Origin of the sequence: Streptomyces hoynatensis, from assembly GCF_003626535.1 — a bacterium.
Taxonomy (GTDB): domain Bacteria; phylum Actinomycetota; class Actinomycetes; order Streptomycetales; family Streptomycetaceae; genus Streptomyces; species Streptomyces hoynatensis.
On the sequence record NZ_RBAL01000019.1, the window covers coordinates 67511 to 85092 of the forward strand.

The 17582-nt window shown below is 74.7% G+C and carries 16 protein-coding genes; 2 read left to right on the forward strand and 14 right to left on the reverse strand.

All coding sequences use genetic code 11. From position 1 onward, the window contains the following. Positions 1-60: 60 nt before the first annotated feature. Positions 61-1188 carry a serine hydrolase gene (locus D7294_RS25330; protein WP_206619567.1) on the forward strand — a complete coding sequence of 376 codons (1128 nt, stop codon included), beginning with the start codon at positions 61-63 and terminating at the stop codon, positions 1186-1188. Here the strand turns inward: D7294_RS25330 and mycP are convergent. The 3 genes from mycP to D7294_RS25350 form a co-directional block, all read right to left on the reverse strand. Beyond that, positions 1151-2383 carry a type VII secretion-associated serine protease mycosin gene (mycP, locus tag D7294_RS25335; protein ID WP_120683700.1) on the reverse strand — a complete coding sequence of 411 codons (1233 nt, stop codon included), beginning with the start codon at positions 2381-2383 and terminating at the stop codon, positions 1151-1153. The two genes, D7294_RS25330 and mycP, sit on opposite strands and share 38 nt — an antisense overlap. A gap of 70 nt (positions 2384-2453) precedes the next feature. Further along, positions 2454-3404, reverse strand: coding sequence for a hypothetical protein (locus D7294_RS25340; RefSeq protein WP_158674692.1), 951 nt, complete (start codon positions 3402-3404; stop codon positions 2454-2456). Positions 3405-3471: 67 nt separating this feature from the next. Next, positions 3472-4527, reverse strand: a complete 1056-nt coding sequence (locus D7294_RS25350) for a DUF2510 domain-containing protein (protein ID WP_120683706.1) — start codon at positions 4525-4527, stop codon at positions 3472-3474. A gap of 166 nt (positions 4528-4693) precedes the next feature. Here D7294_RS25350 and D7294_RS25355 point away from each other — a divergent pair, with 166 nt between their 5' ends. Next, positions 4694-5623: a 5'-3' exonuclease gene (locus tag D7294_RS25355; RefSeq protein WP_241562610.1), complete on the forward strand. Its 930-nt coding sequence runs from the start codon at positions 4694-4696 to the stop codon at positions 5621-5623. Between the two features lie 69 nt (positions 5624-5692). Here the strand turns inward: D7294_RS25355 and D7294_RS25360 are convergent, their stop codons facing one another. The 11 genes from D7294_RS25360 to D7294_RS25410 all read right to left on the reverse strand — a co-directional run bounded on the left by D7294_RS25360 (position 5693) and on the right by D7294_RS25410 (position 17516). Then, positions 5693-8500, reverse strand: a complete 2808-nt coding sequence (locus D7294_RS25360) for a DEAD/DEAH box helicase (RefSeq protein WP_120683710.1) — start codon at positions 8498-8500, stop codon at positions 5693-5695. A gap of 82 nt (positions 8501-8582) precedes the next feature. Beyond that, positions 8583-9533 (reverse strand): diacylglycerol kinase, encoded by a 951-nt coding sequence (locus D7294_RS25365; protein ID WP_120683711.1) that lies wholly within the window; start codon positions 9531-9533, stop codon positions 8583-8585. 18 nt (positions 9534-9551) lie between these two features. Next, complete coding sequence (gene tatC / locus D7294_RS25370) at positions 9552-10430, reverse strand: twin-arginine translocase subunit TatC (RefSeq protein WP_241562611.1); 879 nt, start codon at positions 10428-10430, stop codon at positions 9552-9554. Positions 10431-10545: 115 nt separating this feature from the next. Continuing rightward, positions 10546-10824 (reverse strand): Sec-independent protein translocase subunit TatA, encoded by a 279-nt coding sequence (tatA, locus tag D7294_RS25375; RefSeq protein ID WP_120683715.1) that lies wholly within the window; start codon positions 10822-10824, stop codon positions 10546-10548. Between the two features lie 138 nt (positions 10825-10962). Next, positions 10963-11190: a hypothetical protein gene (locus tag D7294_RS25380; protein WP_120683717.1), complete on the reverse strand. Its 228-nt coding sequence runs from the start codon at positions 11188-11190 to the stop codon at positions 10963-10965. A 12-nt stretch (positions 11191-11202) separates the two neighbouring features. Further along, positions 11203-12243, reverse strand: coding sequence for a helix-turn-helix transcriptional regulator (locus tag D7294_RS25385; RefSeq protein WP_120683719.1), 1041 nt, complete (start codon positions 12241-12243; stop codon positions 11203-11205). Positions 12244-12259: 16 nt separating this feature from the next. Continuing rightward, positions 12260-13216: a helix-turn-helix transcriptional regulator gene (locus tag D7294_RS25390; protein WP_120683721.1), complete on the reverse strand. Its 957-nt coding sequence runs from the start codon at positions 13214-13216 to the stop codon at positions 12260-12262. Between the two features lie 117 nt (positions 13217-13333). After that, positions 13334-13705, reverse strand: a complete 372-nt coding sequence (locus D7294_RS25395) for an FKBP-type peptidyl-prolyl cis-trans isomerase (protein ID WP_120683723.1) — start codon at positions 13703-13705, stop codon at positions 13334-13336. Positions 13706-13778: 73 nt separating this feature from the next. Then, on the reverse strand, positions 13779-14774 hold the full coding sequence (locus D7294_RS25400; protein WP_120683725.1) for an FKBP-type peptidyl-prolyl cis-trans isomerase: 996 nt from the start codon (positions 14772-14774) through the stop codon (positions 13779-13781). A 105-nt stretch (positions 14775-14879) separates the two neighbouring features. Continuing rightward, the gene (gene pafA, locus D7294_RS25405) at positions 14880-16241 is read right to left on the reverse strand and encodes a Pup--protein ligase (RefSeq protein WP_120683727.1); all 1362 of its coding nucleotides are present in this window, start codon (positions 16239-16241) and stop codon (positions 14880-14882) included. Between the two features lie 9 nt (positions 16242-16250). Continuing rightward, a complete protein-coding gene (locus D7294_RS25410; RefSeq protein WP_120683730.1) occupies positions 16251-17516 on the reverse strand; it encodes an MFS transporter in 1266 nt (421 codons plus the stop codon). Positions 17517-17582 lie beyond the last annotated feature (66 nt).

Below are 17582 nucleotides of genomic sequence, written 5' to 3' on the forward strand. Positions count from 1 at the left end.
ACGCGGTCTTCCTCAGGACCGCGGGTGACTCGGCCAGGTGTGCGGTATAGCGTGCACCACATGAGTCGAGTGCCCCGTCACCTGCCGCGGCGGATCAGGCCCGCGCTGGTCGTGAACGCCGCGCTCGCCACCGCGTTGCTGGCCGCGGCGACGGCCGGCGATTCGCCCTTCGGGAGCGAGGAGACGGTGGCGGACGCGGTGAGCGCCCCGCCGTCGGGAGCGGTGCCGGGGGACGGCGGCCCGGCGGCGCCCCAGGCGGGGCTGACCAGCGCCGCGAACGCCAGGCTCGCCGAGGGGATCGGCGCGCTGCTCGACGAGTTGTCCGCCGGCTCCGGGGCCACCGGCCCCGGATCGGGCGCGGGGTCGGCCCCGGGGGACGGCCCGGACTCCGGCTCGGGCTCGGAGGCCGGAGGGAACGCCGGCAGCGAGGGGGACGGCGGGGCGGCCGGGGACGGCGGGAGCGCGGGGGACGCCGGGGACTCGGACGCCTCGGTGCGGCGCGAGGTGCGCCTGTCGGTCTCGGTGCTCGCCCTGGGCAGCGGCCTGAGCGCCACCTACGGCAGCCAGTCCTTCGACACGGCGAGCATCGTCAAGGTCGACATCCTGGCCGCCCTGCTGCTGCAGGCGCAGGACGAGGAGCGCGCGCTGACCGCCGAGGAGCGGGACCTGGCCGCGGTCATGATCCGGGAGAGCGACAACGACGCGGCCGACGCGCTGTGGGACTCCATCGGCCGGGCCGAGGGGCTCGACGCGGCCAACGAGCGCCTCGGCCTCGGCCACACCAGCGGCGGCCCCGAGGGGCACTGGGGGCTGACGCAGACGACGAGCGCCGACCAGATAAGCCTGCTGCAGGCGGTCTTCAGCGCCCGCTCCCCGCTGGACGCCGACTCCAGGCGTTACGTCCAGGAGCTGATGGGCACGGTCGTCGACGACCAGCAGTGGGGGATATCGGCGGCGGCCGACGGGGAGTTCGAGCTGAAGAACGGCTGGCTGCCGCGCAGCCAGACCGATCTGTGGGACGTCAACAGCATCGGCCGGATCACCTGGGGCGGTCAGCGTTTCCTGATCGCCGTCGTCTCCGACGGGCACCCCACAGAGGCGGACGGCATAGCGGCCGTGGAGGCCGCCGCCGAGGCGGCGGTGGCCGCGGTCACCACTCCGCAGGGGACTGCGGGCCGGGGCGTCTGAGCCTGGCCCGCAGCCGGGTGGCGCCGCCGCCGAGCGCGGCCGCCGTGGCGACCAGCGTGACGCCGAGCACCGCCGTCACCGGGGCGAGCCAGCCCCGCTCGTCCCCCTCCTCGGCGGCGGGCACGGGGCCGGGGCCGAAGTACTCGGAGCCGTAGGGCTCGGAGGCCGGCGCCAGCGGGCGGGCGGTCACCTCCTCCGCGGCGGCGAGCGCCGCGGCCGGGTCCACCACCCCGCTGCCCAGGGCGTCGCTGTGGCCCCCCTCCGGCGGGTCCTGCGCGGTCTCGGTGAGCAGGCTGCGCACCTGGGCCGGCGTGAGGTCCGGGTGGGCGGCGAGCAGCAGGGCGGCCGATCCGGAGACGAAGGCCGCCGCCGCGGACGTGCCCCAGCCCGCGTAGTAACGGCCGTCGGGATCGGCCACGATGACGTCCTTGCCCGGGGCGCTGATCGTGTCGTACCAGCGGCGGGTGGAGAACTCGGTGGGGACGCCGGTGCGGTCGACCGCGGCGACGGCGATCACCCCGGGGTAGCCGGCCGGGTAGGAGACCGGGTTGCCGCGCTCGCCGCCGTTTCCCGCGGAGGCGACGACGACGGCGCCCTTGCCCAGGGCGTAGCGCACCGCGGCGTCCTCCTCCGCGTCGGGGTGCGCGGACTCGCTGTCGTCGCCCAGCGAGAGGTTGATGACGTCGGCCCCCTGGTCGGCGGCCCAGCGGATGCCCTCGGCCAGGGCGCCGGAGCGGGTCTCGCGCGCGGTGTCCCGCTCGGGGTCGTCGTCCTCCAGGAGCACCCGGACGGGCAGGATGGTGGCCTCGGGGGCGACGCCGATGATTCCGCTGTCGTGGCCCGGCCCGTGCCCGCGGCCGGCGATGATCCCGGCCATGGCGGTCCCGTGCGCGGCCCAGGTCGGGTCGCCCGGCTCGGCGCCGAGCCCGATGAAGTCGTGGCCGGGCAGCACGGCGCCCGCCAGATCGCGGTGGTCGGCGTCGACGCCGGTGTCGAGCACCGCCACGGTGACGCCCTCGCCCCGGGTGGTCTCCCAGGCCGCGGGCGCGTTGATCGCGTCGAGCGCCCACTGCTGCTGTTCCCGCACGGAGTCGGCCCGGGCCTGGGCGGCCCCCGGCAGCAGCCCGGCCCCCGCCAGCAGCCCGGCCGCGAGCGCCACGGCGAGCACGCGCCCGCTGCGCACCGGTGTCCTCATGTCTCGCCGTCCCCCGTCTCCCCCGCCGGTGCGGCGGGCTTCGCCTCGGCCCTGATCCCGGCTGCGGCCCTCACCGATCCTGCCGCCTCTCCCGGGCCGCCGCGCGCAGCCCGTCGCCTATGCGCTCGGCGAGGCCCCGCGCGTCGTGGCCGAGCCCGGACAGCGCGACCGTGCCCTCCTCGCCCTCGGCGGTGGCCTCGGCGGCCGGCTGCGGGTCCTCCACCGTGCGGCCGTCGGCGAAGCCGCTCACCGAGTAGACCACGACGGGGAGTTCCTCCAGGACGCGGATCGTCCAGGAGGCGCGCTGCGCGTCGCCGAAGTCCTCCGCCGGCGTGCCGGGGGCCGGGTAGGTCCTGGGCATCAGGTCGGCGCGGGTGCCCAAGTCCTCGTCGGCGAAGCGGTCGTGGAGCGCGGCCATGTCCCCGGCGTCGCCCTGCGCGAACATCAGGCCGACGGTGATCACGCTGCTCTCCGTCTCGTCCACGTAGGTGGCCCTGACCAGCCGGTGGCAGCCGACCGCGCCGAGCACCCGGGCGAGCAACGGGTCGAACGCGTCGTCTCCGCAGGCGCTGTCGGGGGCGACCGCGACCCGCACCCAGCGCCGGTCGGCGCCGCCGGGCCCCGCTTCCTCGGCGCTGACCTCCGGCGGGAAGAGCCGGTCGACCGGCAGGTTGCGCCACAGCTCGCGCCCGGCGTCGTAGGCCACCTCGGCGGCGCTCGGTTCGGCGTCGCCGTTCAGCCAGGCGCCCGCGGCGGCGCCGCCGAGCAGCCCGGTGCCCAGGATCAGGCAGACGACGGTGCCCACCAGCCGCAGGGAGGTACGCCGGGTGAAGGAGCGCAGGACGAAGGAGGGCACGGCCGGTTCGGCGGCGGGCGGCGGAGGAACGGAAGGCGACGGCGGAACGGACGGCGGGGGCGGGGCGCCCGGCTTGGGGGGCGCGGCGGGAGCGGGGGGCACCGCGGCGGGGGTCGAACGCTGGGGCGGCAGCGGCATGTGCCGCGGACCCTGCTCGGTGTTCATCCGCACACTCCCCGGCCACCCGGCGGCCCGCTGGTCACCCTGACGGGGTCACTTTACGGTCGTTGGCTCAGGCTTCGGTACCGGGCCCGGCCGACAGGGCACGCGCTCCGGAGAGGATTCGGTCAAGTTGCGCGGCGGCCCCCTCCTCGCCGCCGTCCTCGCCGCCCTGGTCACCGCCGTCCTCGCCGCCCTCGTCGCCGATGTCGACGCCGAGCCTGAGGAGGACCATCGCCCCCGAGCCGTCGGGGGCCGGGAAGGCGGCCGACTCGACGAAGGCCGCCGTGCCCTCGGCGGTCTCGATCCGCGTGCGCACGTGATGGCCCTCCTGCCCGGCGACGGTGATCCGCTCGTCGAGCACCTCCCGGGAGTCGAGGATGCCGCCGTACGCCTCGTCGCTGTAGGCGGCCCGCTCGTTGCCTGCGATGTCGGCCCTGGCCGCGTCCCGCGGGGAGGTGCCGGCGGCGCCCGGCGCCAGGAAGAGGAACGCGCCCCCGTCCACGCAGGAGTCGGCCGGCCGGCCGGGGCAGGGGTAGCCGGAGACGGTGGTGACGGCCACGCCGCCCTCCAGCACGCCCTCCCGCCAGCCCTCGGGCACCGGCAGCGCCACGCCGCCCGCCTCGGCCAGGGTCAGCCCGTCCTCCCCGCTCCCGTCTCCCGGCCCGGGGTCGCCGTCCTCCTCGCCGCCTCCGCCCTCGTCCCGGCCCTCGCCCTGCGGGCCCCGCCCGCCGTCCCCGCCCGGGGGCGGCCGGTTCCCCTCGTGCGGGTGGCCGGGCGGGGGGCCGGCGTCCAGGGGACCGCCGCCCGGGTGGCCGTCGGCGCCGAACACGAGGGCGCCCGCCACCAGCAGCGCGGTGAGCAGCAGCGCCCCGCTGAGGAGAAGCGCCATCAGCGGGCCGCGGCCGGATGGCCGCACGGGCTTCGCCGACACGAGGGGCGCGCCGCCCGGCGGGGTGGGCCGCCCGGCGGGCGGGAACGCGGCCGGCGCCGGCCCCGTGGCGGCGGCCTCCCCGGGGGCGCGCGGCAGGCCGGTCCACGCCGTGCCGTCCCACCGGCGTTCGGGAGCGGGGCCGTCGCCCGGGTGATCCGGGTCGGGGTACCAGCCGGGCGGTGTCGTCATGCCCATGCCCTGAAGGTCTCACACGGGAACCGCCGCGGCCACCACCCCGGCCCGCGGGAACAGGCCATCTCCCGGCCCCCGCAAGGGAGTCGGCGCGGGCCGGCGCGGGCCGCGGCGGACATGGGCGGGGCCTGTCCGCGCGCGCCCGCGGGAGGTGCGGCATGATCCCGGTGTGACCCGACGCCTGATGCTGCTCGATACCGCCTCCCTGTATTTCCGCGCCTACTTCGGGGTGCCGGAGACCGTGCGCGCGCCGGACGGCACCCCGGTGAACGCGGTCCGCGGCCTGCTCGACTTCATCGCCCGGCTGGTCGCCGACCACCGCCCCGACGACCTGGTCGCCTGCCTGGACGCCGACTGGCGCCCGGCCTGGCGGGTCGAGCTGATCCCCTCCTACAAGGCGCACCGGGTGGCCGAGGAGAGCCCCGAGGGCCCCGGCGCCGAGACCGTGCCCGACACCCTGACCCCCCAGGTCCCGGTGATCGAGGAGGTGCTCGACGCGCTGGGCATCGCCAGGCTCGGCGCGCCCGGCTACGAGGCGGACGACGTCATCGGCACCCTCAGCCACCGCGCCGCCGGCCCGGTGGACATCGTGACCGGCGACCGCGACCTCTTCCAGCTGATCGACGACGCGCGGGCCGTCCGCGTGCTGTACCCGGTCAAGGGCATGAGCACGCTCGCCGCCTACGACGAGGCGGCGCTGCGCGAGAAGTACGGGGTGAACGGCCCCGGCTACGCCGAGCTGGCCGTGCTGCGCGGGGACCCGAGCGACGGGCTGCCCGGCGTTCCGGGGATCGGCGAGAAGACGGCCGCCAAGCTGCTGGCCGGCTTCGGCGACCTGGCCGGGCTGCTGGCCGCCCTCGACGACCCGGCCGCCGCCCTCACCCCGGCGCAGCGCAGGCGGCTGACCGAGGCAAGGGACTACCTGGCCGTGGCGCCGCGGGTGGTGCGGGTGGCCACCGACGTGCCGCTGCCCGGCCACCCCCTCCGGACGGCGACGCTGCCCAGGACGCCCCGCCACCCGGATGCCCTGGAACGCCTCAACCAGCGCTGGGGCCTCGGGGGTTCGCTGACCCGGCTGCTCAGCGCCCTGCTCGGCTGAGCCCGGGGCCGCGCCGCCGGGGAGGCACGGCCTGGCCGCGCCGGCCCCCGGCGCGGCCGCGGGTCCGCCTCAGCCGACCGAGCTGTAGGCCACGACCCCGCGCAGCAGCTTGTCGACCGCGCGCCTGGCGTTCTTCGCCACGGTGCCGCCCTCGGGGGCCGCCGCCGCGATCTGGCCGAGCACGTCGATGACCTGCTTGCACCAGCGCACGAAGTCCCCGGCGGGCATGTCCGCGTCGCGCAGCACCGTGTCGAGGCCGTCGCCCTGCGCCCAGCGGTAGGCGGGCCAGGCGAAGCCCAGGTCGGGCTCGCGCTGCCCGACGCCGGTCGCCTGGCTGATCCGGTGCTCCTCCTCCAGGGCGTCGAGCCGGCCCCAGATGCGCACCATGTCCCCCAGAGCCTGCCTGGCGCGGCCGCCGGGCAGCTCGGGCGCGGGCGCGTCGTCCGCGTTGCGCGCCTCGTACACCAGCGCCGAGGCGCAGGCCGCCAGGTCCGCCGGGCCCAGTCCCTCCCACACGCCGTCGCGCAGGCACTCGCTGGCCAGCAGGTCGAGCTCCCCGTACAGCCTGGCCAGCCGCCTGCCGTCCGCGGTGACCTCGTCGCCCCGCAGGTAGCCGAGCTCGGTCAGCAGCGCGGAGACCTGGTCGAAGGTGCGGGCGATGGTGTTCGTCCTGCCCTCGATGCGGCGTTCCAGCTGCCGGGTGTCCCGCTTCAGCCGGTGGTACCGCTCGGCCCAGCGGGCGTGGTCCTCGCGCTCGTCGCAGCCGTGGCACGGGTGGGCGCGTATGGCGGCGCGCAGCCGGGCGATCTCGGCGTCGTCGGCCGCCGCCGCCCGCGTCCTGCGGTGCCTGCGCGGCTCGTGGTGCCCGGCCTTGGTGCGCAGCGCCGCGGCCAGGTCGCGCCGGGACTGCGGGCTGCGGTGGTTGAACGACTTCGGGATGCGCATCCGGTCCAGCGGCTCGACGGGCTCGGGGAAGTCCATCGAGCCGAGCCGCTTGACCTGCCGCTCCGAGGTGAGCACCAGCGGCCTGGGCCCCTCCTGGTACTCGATGCCGCGGCGCCCGGTGCCGCGGGCCGCCGCGACGCCGGGGTCGAGGACGAGGGCGAGCCCGGCGAACTTGCCGGTCGGCACGTGGATGATGTCCCCCGGGCGCAGCTGTTCGAGCGCCGCGGCCGCGGCGGCCCGGCGCTGGGCGACGCCCTGCCTGGCCAGCTCCGTCTCCCGGTCCTTCAGCTGCCTGCGCAGCCGCGAGTACTCCTCGAAGTCCCCCAGGTGGCAGGTCATGGCCTCGCGGTAGCCGGCCAGCCCCGTCTCGTTGCGCTGCACCTGCCGGGAGATGCCCACCACGGCCCGGTCGGCCTGGAACTGCGCGAAGGAGGTCTCCAGCAGCTCGCGGGAGCGGTGCCGCCCGAACTGGGAGACCAGGTTGACCGCCATGTTGTACGAGGGCTTGAAGGAGGAGCGCAACGGATAGGTGCGCGCCCCCGCCAGGCCCGCGAGCGCCCCGGGGTCCATGCCGCGCTGCCACAGCACGACGGCGTGCCCCTCGACGTCGATGCCCCGCCGCCCCGCGCGCCCGGTCAGCTGCGTGTACTCGCCGGGGGTGATGTCGGCGTGCTGCTCGCCGTTCCACTTCACCAGCTTCTCCAGCACCACGGAGCGGGCCGGCATGTTGATCCCGAGGGCGAGCGTCTCGGTGGCGAAGACGGCCTTGACCAGGCCGCGCACGAACAGCTCCTCGACGATCTCCTTGAACGTCGGCAGCATGCCCGCGTGGTGCGCCGCGATCCCGCGTTCCAGGCCCTCCAGCCACTCGAAGTACCCCAGGACGTGCAGGTCCTCCTCGGGGATCGCCGCGGTGCGCCGCTCGACGATCTCCCGCACGTGGCTGCGCGCCGAGGCGTCGTTCAGCCGCAGCCCCGCGTGCAGGCACTGCTGGACGGCGGCCTCGCAGCCGGCCCGGCTGAAGATGAAGGTGATCGCGGGCAGCAGGCCCTCGGCGTCCAGCCGGTCGATCACCTCGGGGCGGCTCGGCGTGTAGACCCGGGCGCGCTGGCGCCGGTCGCGCTCCCGCTCGGCGGCGCGCCTGCGGTCCCGGCCGGTGCGGTGGCGCTCGCGCGCCCAGGGGCGGCTGTTCTCCATCCGGGCCATGCGCAGCAGGTCGGGGTTGACCTCGCGCTTCTCGCCCGTCTCCTCGAAGAGGTCGTGCAGCCTGCGGCCGGCGAGCACGTGCTGCCACAGCGGGACCGGGCGGTGCTCGGAGACGATGACCCTGGTGTCGCCGCGGACGGTGTCGAGCCAGTCGCCGAACTCCTCGGCGTTGGAGACGGTGGCGGACAGCGAGACGAGGGTCACGGAGTCGGGGAGGTGGATGATGACCTCCTCCCACACCGCGCCGCGGAAGCGGTCGGAGAGGTAGTGCACCTCGTCCATCACCACGTACCCGAGGCCGTTCAGGGCCTGGGAGCCGGCGTACAGCATGTTCCGCAGGACCTCGGTGGTCATCACGACCACGGGGGCGTCGGAGTTCACGCTGTTGTCCCCGGTGAGCAGGCCGACCCGGTCGGCGCCGTAGCGCTTGACGAGGTCGGTGAACTTCTGGTTCGACAGGGCCTTGATGGGGGTGGTGTAGAAGCACTTGCGCCCCTGGCTCAGCGCCAGGTGGACGGCGAACTCGCCGACGATCGTCTTGCCGGAGCCGGTGGGCGCGGCGACCAGCACCCCCTTCCCCGCCTCCAGGGCCTGACAGGCCTCGATCTGGAAGGCGTCGAGCTCGAAGTCGTACAGCTCGCGAAACGGGGCGAGCGCGGTGGCCTGCTCGATGGCGCGCCGTCGAGCGGCCGAATAACGCTCGGCAGGAGACATGTCCTCGGTCATCGTGCTTACGAGCCTACCGGCCCCCTGTGACAGCGCGAGATCTTTATGGCCCGGCCCCGGTGGCGCCCGGCCGCGGCCCCCGCTACGCTCCCGCCGCCGCGAGCACCCGGACCGCGCCCGGCACGCACCTGGCGCTCAGCGGCAGCGGCCCGAGCGGTTCGCCGTCGGCATAGCCGGTCACCCCCTGGGCCTCCAGCGTCACCCGGGAGGCCCTGAGCACCGTGACCACCGGATGGCCGAGGTGGGTGCCGCGGTACACCCGGGGAAAGACCCGCAGCAGCGTGCTGCGGCTGCACGGGCCCACGACCGTCACGTCGAACAGCCCGTCGTCGAGCCTGGCCCCGGCGCAGATGCGCATGCCGCCGCCGTAGCTCGGCCCGTTGCCGACGGCCACGAGGGTGGCGTCCAGCTCCTGCCAGGGGCCGTCGTCGAGCCGGAGGCGGTAGGGGACGGCGCGCAGCGCCGCGAGCTCGGCCAGCAGTGCCACGTCGTAGCGGAGCCTGCCCCGCGGCCAGCGCATCCGGTTGCCCCGGTCGTTGACCCGGGAGTCGAAGCCCGAGGCCAGCACGCCGCCGAACCAGGTGCCGCCCGCCAGGCCGAGGTCGAGCCGCCTGGCCCGGCCCGCCGCGAGCGCGGCGGCGATGGCGCGCGCCGCGGCCACCGGCTCCCGCAGTGGCAGCCCGCAGGCCCTGGCGAGGTCGTTTCCCGTGCCGACGGCCACCACGCCCAGCGGCGTCGCGGTCCCGGCGACGGCCTGGAGGGCCAGCGAGACCATGCCGTCGCCGCCGACGGCGACCAGCGCCCCGGTGCCGCCCGCGACCGCCTCCCGCGCGCGCCGCACGGCGTCCGCCGCGTCCTCGCCGACCACCTGGTGCACCTTGAGCCCCGCCTCGCGCAGCGCCGCGGCGGCGGGGGCCGCGGCCCGGGCGCCCCTGCCCCGGCCGGCCGCCGGGTTCACCAGGAGGGTGATCTCGTGGGTGCGGGGGGTGGCCTCGGGCCCTGGGCCCTGGGCCGCCCCCGGCCGGCCGGTCACCCGAGCCCGGCCGGCGCGTCAGGTGGCGTCATCGAAGCCGTTGAGGCGCTGCCCGCCGTCGTCGAGCGAGGCGGAGGTGACGCGTTCCGGCGGCTCGATGTCCTCGGGGGTGAGGTCGAGCGGCGAGGCCTCGTCGTCGCTCAGCTCCGGCTCCCTGGCGGCGCTGCGGCCCTTGCGGTAGTCGTGGACGACCGAGATCCCGCAGGCGATGAAGTACAGGCCGGTGACCGGGATCTGCAGGGCGATCATCGACATCAGGTCGGTCGGGGTGATCGCCGCGGCGAAGACGGCGATGCCGACCACCATCCAGCGCCACCAGCTGAGCATGCGCCGCCCGGTGACGACCCCGCCGAAGTTCAGCAGGACCAGCACGAGCGGGAGCTCGAAGGAGAGGCCGAAGGCGAGGGCCAGGCGGACGGTCATGTCGAGCACCTGCTCGACGGTGACGACGTTGGTCGCGTTGTCCGCCGTGAAGCTGAGGAGCATCTTGGTCGCCCGCGGCAGCAGCCAGTAGGCGAAGTAGACGCCGGCGCAGAACAGCGGCACGCCCACGCTCACCACGGCGCGGGTGTACTTCTTCTCGTTCCGGTGCAGGCCGGGGGCGATGAACGCCCACACCTGGTACAGCCACACCGGGGAGGCGGCGATCAGCCCGGCGAGCAGCGAGACCCGGAAGTAGGTCGCGAACGGCGAGGTCAGGCCGTGCTGCTGCAGCAGCGCGCAGTTCTCTGCCGTGTTGTTGGCGATGTCCTCGTTGCTGCAGCGCGGCACCTGGTCGGTGAGGAAGTCCATGATGTCCTTCGCGAAGAACATCGCCACGATCGTGACGGCCAGGACCGCCGCGACCGAGATCCCGAGCCGGTTGCGCAGCTCACGCAGGTGCTCGGTGAGGGGCATCCGCCCCTCGGGGTCCTTCACCCTTTTCTGTGCGGCCTTGGGCACCCCACGTCCTCATCTCGTAGGGCGGCCGGAACGGCGCCGGCCGCCGGACCTCGCACTGCCCACCGTGACGTCAGCTCTGGGCGGTGGTGCCCTTGGGCTCCTCGACCGGCCGTGCGGACGCCGTGTCGCCGGGGGCGGCCTGGATGGTCCGCGGGGCGGCCTGGGGGTCGGACGCGGGAGCGTCGGAGGTCTCGGTACGGCTCTCGCTCCTCATGGCCGCCGTCTCGCTCTTGAGGATGCGCAGCGACTTGCCCAGCGAGCGGGCGGTGTCCGGCAGCCGCTTCGAGCCGAAGACGAGCACGACGACGAGGAAGACGAGCAGCAGGTGCCAAACGGAGAGCGAGCCCATTTTCTCCCTCTACCTTCTCTTCGGGAATCTTCGGGAATGACCTTCGAGCCGTGGGGGACACGGACATTCCCGACCGTCCCACACGAGCAGCAATCTTAACGCGCAAGGGTGAACACAAATCAATGCTTGGGCATCCCTCTATTTTCCCGCGGTATGCCAGGGGTATGCCTTCCGCGCCGCCCCGGCCCGGGCGGCCAGCGGAGCGGCCGCGCGCTCGAGGTCCTCGGCGGCGCCGCTGATCCGGGCCGCGCTGTCGGCCACGGCCCTGGCCAGGCGCCGGGCCTCCAGGCCCACCCGGACGGCGAGCACCCCGAGGACGGCGACGCCGAGGAAGGCCAGGACCAGCTGAAACATTGGCCAAAACATGACGGTGGCCTCCTATGCCCTCTCCACGGACGGCTCGGGTTCGCCCGCCCGCTGGGCCGGGGCGGCGGCGGGGGCGGCCTCGGCGCGCTCGGCCTGCTCGTACAGCTCCAGGGCGGCGCGCGCCGCCTCGCGGGCGCTGTCGGCCAGCTCGGGCGGCGCGACGATCCGGCCGTCCCCGCCGAGCCGCAGCGCCAGCCGCCGCAGCGTCGCCGGGTCCGGGGTGCGCAGCGTGACCCGCAGCCCGCCGTCCGGCAGCTCCTCGGCCGTGTCGTGCGGGTAGTACTCCGCCACCCAGCGGCCCCCCGGCCCCACCTCGATCACCACCTCGGGGTCCGTGGGGGCCGGCTGGACCAGGCCCTCGCTCAGGTCGCGCGGCTCCACCGGCGGCGGATCGGCCGCGGTGTCAAGCAGCTCGATCCGCGCCACCCGGTCGAGCCGGAAGGTGCGCCGCGCCTCGGACCTGTGGCACCAGGCCTCGACGTAGGTGTGGCCGACGGCGAACAGCCGGATGGGGTCGATCTCCCGGTCGGTGAGCTCGTCGCGGCCCGGCGAGTAGTAGCGGATGCGGAGCCTGCGGCGTTCGGTGATGGCCCGGTCCACGTCGGCGAAGACCCCGCCCTCGGACTCGAAGGTCACCGAGAGCCTGGAGCTGGCCCCGGCGTTCTCGCCGGCCGCGGCCTCCAGCTTGGCGGTGGCCCGCAGCAGGGCGTCGCGGTCGCCGTCGCGCAGCCCCGGCAGGGTGGCCACGGCCCTGGCGGCGACGAGCAGCGCGGTGGCCTCGTCGGCGGCCAGGCGCAGCGGCTGGCCCGTTCCCGAGTCGAGGGCGTCGGCGTTGTGCCACCAGATGTGCTCGCCGTCGGTGTCGATGTCGAGCAGGTCCCCGCCGCGGAAGCTGGTGCCGCACATCGGCAGCACGTTGACATCGGAGATGAGTTCCCCGGGCGAGATGCCGAACGCCCGGGCGACCTCCTCGACCCGGGCGCCGGGCCGCTCCTTGAGGTAGGTCACCAGGGACAGCATCCGCCGCGTGCGGTCGATGGCGGTGGTCGCCATGTCGTTCTTCCCCTCCTCAGCCCTTGGCCACGGCGCGCAGCCGGTCCACCACGTCCGCGCGCAGCTCGGCCGGCTCCAGCACCAGCACGTCGGGGCCGAACTCCGCGAGCCAGGCGTCCAGTCCGTGCCCGTACGGGATCTCCAGCTCGTCCCAGCCCTCCTGCGCCGCGGCACTGACCCGGGTGGCCCTGGCCCGCAGCGGGTACCCCGCCCCGGCCCGCAGCCGGATCCTCGCCTGGGCCGTGGCGTGCTCCCCCGCCCACCTGGCGACGCTCTCCCGCACCGCCACCTGCCCGGGCACCTCGGCGGTGAAGCTCCCCGCGCGCGAGCGCACCCGGCCGACGATCCGCGAGAGCCGGAAGACCCGCTCGGCGCCCCGGTCCCGGTCGAAGCCGGCCAGGTACCAGTGGCCGCGCCAGCACTCCAGGGCCCAGGGCTCCACCTGCCTGGTCTGCGGCCGCACCGCGTTGGACTTGCGGTAGTCGAAGGTGACCGGGCGCCGGTCCCGGCAGGCGAGCATCAACGGCTCGAAGGCCGCCTCCCCGGCCGGAACGCGCGGCTCCAGCGCGCTGTACGCCTCCCGCTCCTCCTCGGCCAGCGGCATTCCGGCCGCCCGCAGCTTCTGCAGGGCGCCGCTGGCGGCCCCGGCGAGCCTGGCCTGCTGCCACACGCTGGCGGCGAGCTGGAGCGCGGCGGCCTCCTCGGCGTCGAGGGTGACCGGGGGCAGCTGGTTGCGGTCGCGGCGGGCCAGGTAGCCGATCTCGCCGTCGATGCTCTCCACGGTCTCCAGGACCATGCCCAGCTCGCGCAGGTCGTCCTTGTCCCGCTCGAACATCCGGTTGAAGGCCTCCTCGGAGGTGACCTCCAGGTAGGCCTCGATGGACGCGCGCAACTCGCGCTTGCTCAGCGGGCGGCTCGCGCCCAGCAGACACAGGGCGAGGTTCATCAGCCGCTCTGCCTTGGCGATCGCCATCGGCGCGCCGCCCCTTCCTACTCCCGTCTCCTCCCGGGCATCGGCCTGCCCCGGGACACCCGGCAATGCCGCGGGCCCACCCCGCGTCGGGATGGGCCCACGGTACCGCTTGTGCGATCAGACCGAGACCAGGTCACAGACGAAGATGAGCGTCTCCCCCGGCTTGATCCGCCCGCCCGCTCCCGCGTCGCCGTACGCCAGGTGCGGCGGGATGATCAGCTGGCGCCGTCCGCCGACCCGCATCCCCTGCACCCCGCGGTCCCAGCCGGGGATGACCTGCCCGGCGCCCAGCTGGAACCGCAGCGGGGCGCCCCGGTTCCAGCTGGCGTCGAACTCCTCGCCGGTGCTGAAGGCCACGCCGACGTAGTGCACGGAGACCTGGGCACCCGGCTGGGCAACGGCCCCGTCGCCCTGCCAGATGTCCTTGATCTCCAGGTCGGCCGGGGGCTGCCCGCCGGGGAAGTCCACCTCGGGCTTGTCGATGTTCACGTGTGATCCACTCCTACACGGACGTGCTCGGTACGAAAGCGGGCCCCTTGCGGGCCCGCCCACGGGGGTGCGCCTAGGCGGCGCCGACGATGTCCACCACGAAGACGAGCGTCGAATTGGCGGGGATGCTCCCCTGCTCCTGGTCGCCGTAGCCCATGTCCGGCGGGATCACCAGCAGCACCCGGTCGCCGACGTGCTTGCCGACCAGGCCCTGGTCCCATCCGGGCACGACGGAGCCGGTGCCGATCTGGAAGGCGGAGGCGCTGTCCCGGTCCCAGGACGAGTCGAACTTGGTGCCGTCGGCCCAGGTGACGCCCGTGTACTGGACGACGAGCGCCTGCCCGCCCGTGACCTCGGGGCCGTCGCCCTGGATGAGGACCTGGTCGCGGAGCTCCTCCGGCGGGTCCTGGCCCTCGGGGATGGTGATGGTGGCCGGCTCCTGCCCGTCGGCCTCGACCTCGGGCATGCCCTCCTCCGGCTCGGCCTGCTCGCCCTGGGCGGCGGCCTGCGGGTCGACGCCGGCGGCGCCGATGACGTCGAAGACCCACACCACGCCGTCGTCCTCGGACAGGCCCACCTGCTGGGCGGCGTCGCCGAGCAGCTCGCTGGCCCGCCCCACGACCTGGACCCGGCTGCCGACCTTCGTCCCGACGATCGGCGCGGTGACCGAGGCCGGCAGCGAGGACTCCGTGCCGGCCTGGGCGATCACCTGCGAGCGCGGGCCCTCGGTGTCGGTGGTGGGCTGGCCGTTCTGGTCCACCCACGTGTTGACCAGGTCCTGACCGCCCTCGACGGTCTTGCCGACGACGTCGAGCCGGAGGTAGTCGCCCTCCTGGACCTCGGCCCCGTCCCCCTGCTCGAGCACCTCGGTCTTGGTCTCCTCAGGAACCGAGGCGTCCTCGTCGATCGAGATGTCCGGCTGTTCACCGGGCTTGCCGGAGACGGTGGCGACCGGCCCCGAGGAATCGGACGAACCGGAGTCGTCGGAGCCGCAGGCGGCCACGGGCAGCAGGATGGCCGGAACGGCCAGCACCGCGACAATGCGGCGCGCTCGTTTCGTGGGGATCATCTGTCCAACTCGGAGTAGGGGCGGTCGGGGCGGGACCCCGCTGGTCCCGCCCCACCCTACGGCCTCCGGCCGGCTGCCGGGCCGGTCCGCTCCCCCGCGCGGGGGTCACATCCCGGCGATCAGCTTCTCCACCCGCTCGTCCACCGACCTGAAGGGGTCCTTGCACAGAACCGTCCGCTGCGCCTGGTCGTTGAGCTTCAGATGCACCCAGTCGACCGTGAAGTCCCGCCGCTGTTCCTGCGCCCGCCTGATGAAGTCGCCGCGCAGCCTGGCCCGGGTCGTCTGCGGGGGCACCGACTTGCCCTGGAAGATCTTGAGGTCGTTGCACACCCGCTGGGCCTGGCCCTTGCGCTCCAGCAGGTAGTACAGGCCGCGGCGGCGGTGGATGTCGTGGTACGCGAGGTCTATCTGCGCCACCCGCGGGTGGGACATGGTGAGGTTGTGCTTGGCGCGGTAGCGCTCGATCAGCTGGTACTTCATGACCCAGTCGATCTCGGTGTTGATCTTGTCGAGTTCCTGGCTGCGGATCGACTCCAGGGCCCGGCCCCACAGCTCGAGGACCTGCTCGGTCAGCCCGGTGCGCATTCCGCGGCGCTCGCAGAAGTCGAGGGCCTTCTCGTAGTACTCCTGCTGGATCTCCAGCGCGGAGGCCTCGCGCCCGGTGGCCAGCCGCACCTTGCGCTGACCCGTGGTGTCGTGGCTGACCTCGCGGATGGCCCGGATCGGGTTCTCCAGGGTGAGGTCGCGCATGACCGTCCCGGCCTCGATCATGCGCAGCACGAGGTCGGTGGCCCCGACCTTGAGCAGCATGGTCGTCTCCGACATGTTGGAGTCGCCCACGATGACGTGCAGCCTGCGGTAGCGCTCCGCGTCCGCGTGCGGCTCGTCCCTCGTATTGATGATCGGCCGCGACCTGGTGGTCGCGGAGCTGACCCCCTCCCAGATGTGCTCGGCCCGCTGGCTGACGCAGAAGACCGCGCCGCGCGGCGTCTGCAGCACCTTGCCCGCGCCGCAGATCAGCTGGCGGGTGACGAGAAAGGGAATCAGCACGTCCGCGAGCCGGGAGAACTCCCCGTGCCGTGCGACGAGGTAGTTCTCGTGACAGCCGTAGGAATTGCCCGCGGAATCGGTGTTGTTCTTGAACAGGTAGACGTCGCCGGCGATCCCCTCTTCGTGCAGCCGGCGCTCCGCATCGACCAGCAGCCCTTCCAGAATGCGCTCACCCGCCTTGTCGTGCGTGATGAGCTCCACGACGTTGTCGCACTCCGGCGTCGCGTATTCGGGGTGCGAACCGACGTCCAGGTACAGCCGGGCGCCGTTGCGCAGAAACACGTTGCTGCTGCGGCCCCACGACACGACCCGGCGGAAGAGGTACCTCGCCACCTCGTCCGGGGACAGCCTTCGCTGCCCGCGGAAGGTACAGGTGACCCCGTACTCGTTCTCCAACCCGAAGATTCGGCGATCCATGAGTGAACATTACGCCTGATGCCCGGTTCTGAAACCGGGTTCGAGTGCGGCGTTTCGATCATTTTGCGATTCCCCGGCCGGGCCGTCGGCACCCGCCGGAACTGCGAGAACGCCACGCGTGAGCAGCAGCACCAGCACGGCAAGCAGGCCGGAGGCGCTCGCCACGGCGAAGCCGGCCGGGGCCTCGCCCCACTCCGCGGCCGGACCGGCGGCGGCGGTGCCCGCGGCGGCACCGACGCCGAAGGTCGTGACCAGCCAGGAGAAGGCCTCGGTCACCGTGCCCGAGGGGGCCTGGCGGTCTATGACGACGAAGGCGCAGGCCAGCGCGGGCGCGAGAAACAGGCCCGACAGGCCGGCGAGCAGCGTCATCACGGGCACCGCCCCGGGGACGAGCGAGAGGGGCAGATAGCCGGCCGCGAGGGCGGCCACCAGCAGCCGCAGCCGCCGCTCGGGCGGCCCCGCCCACGGGCGGGCGCCGTAGGCCAGGCCACCGGTCAGGGCGCCCGCCCCCAGGGCGGCCAGCAGCCCGCCGGCCACGGCGTCCCCGCCGCCGTGGGCGTCCGCGTAGGCGACGGCGGCCACCGAGATCGCGCCCAGCGCGGCGCCGACGAAGAAGAAGCAGCCGAGCAGGGCCAGCAGCCCGGCGGAGCGCAGCGCGCCCAGCCAGTGCGCCTCCCTGGCCGCCGCCCGCCAGCGCCGGGAGGGGCCGGAGAGCACGACGGAGAGGGCACCGAGCAGCCCGAGGGCGTTGATCACCAGGACCGCGGCGGCCTCGGACCAGGTGGCCACCAGAAGCATGACGATCAGCGGCCCGGTGGTGAACATGACCTCCTGGGCGACCGCGTCCAGGGCGTAGGCGCGCTGCACCTGGGCGCCGCCGGAGACCACGTGCGGCCACAGGGCGCGCAGCGCGCCCTCGAGCGGCGGCGTGGCGAGGCCGGCGAGCAGAACGGCGGCGCAGGCCAGGGCGACGGGCCGAATGCCGCAGAGGGCGAACAGGGCCATCCCCAGGGCGGAGAGCACGGCGGCGGGCAGGATCACCCGCGGCTGCCCGCGGAGGTCGACCAGCCTGCCGAGCAGCGGCTGTCCCAGCGCCGTGCCCAGGCCGTAGAGGGCGGAGAACGCGCCGGCGAGGGCGTAGCCGCCGCCCTCGGCGCGGGTGAAGAGCAGGATCGCCAGGGCGGCGGTGCCGTTGGGCAGCCGCCCGGTGAGCGTGCCGGCGAGCAGCCGCACGACGTGCCTGGCGCGCAGCAACTCCCCGTAGCCCGCGGCCATGCGGTTCGCCTCCGGTGTGTCGGACGGGTGGTGCCTGACGAGCAGACGCCGCCGCGCGCCCTGGGC